Annotated in this window: 1 protein-coding gene; it reads left to right on the top strand. The window is 69.4% G+C overall.

Going from position 1 to position 458, the window contains the following annotated elements; translation table 11 throughout:
* Window positions 1–104: 104 nt before the first annotated feature.
* Window positions 105–458 (top strand): glycosyltransferase family 2 protein (locus tag AC1U89_RS24745; RefSeq protein ID WP_479902257.1); only part of this gene is annotated, 354 nt, incomplete at its 3' end.

The raw sequence follows: 458 nt of genomic DNA, 5'->3' as shown, positions 1-458 counted from the left end.
CGCCGGCACTGGACCAACAGGGCAGGGCCGACGTGGATAGCAGGGCAACGGAGGCGGTCCCGGCCGTTGACGTCGTCATCGCAGTGCACAGMAGCACCCGGCCGGTGGCAAGGGCGCTCTCCTCGATTGCGTCGGCCGGCCTGGAGCTGAACGCCCCCGACGGCGTCCGGGTCACGGTGGTGTGCCACAACATTTCCAGGGACGAGATTTCGAGGAACGTTCCACCCGGGCTGGCTGCAGCCACCAGGTTCCTGGAACTCCGCGACGGGATTCCCAGCCCGGCCGGGCCCTTCAACTATGCGCTGCAGCAGGCTACGGCCGAGTTCGTCTGCGTCCTTGGCAGCGATGATCACCTTGAGCCCGGCGCCCTCCGCCAGTGGCTGGAGCTCGCCCGCAGCCACTCTTCCGCGATGGTCATCGCCCAGCAGCGCCATGCCGGCGGGGCGCCGGTCCGGACT

The sequence above is a fragment of the Caulobacter sp. 05T431 genome, from assembly GCF_056665975.1.
This window is presented reverse-complemented; position numbering and strand designations above follow the sequence as displayed.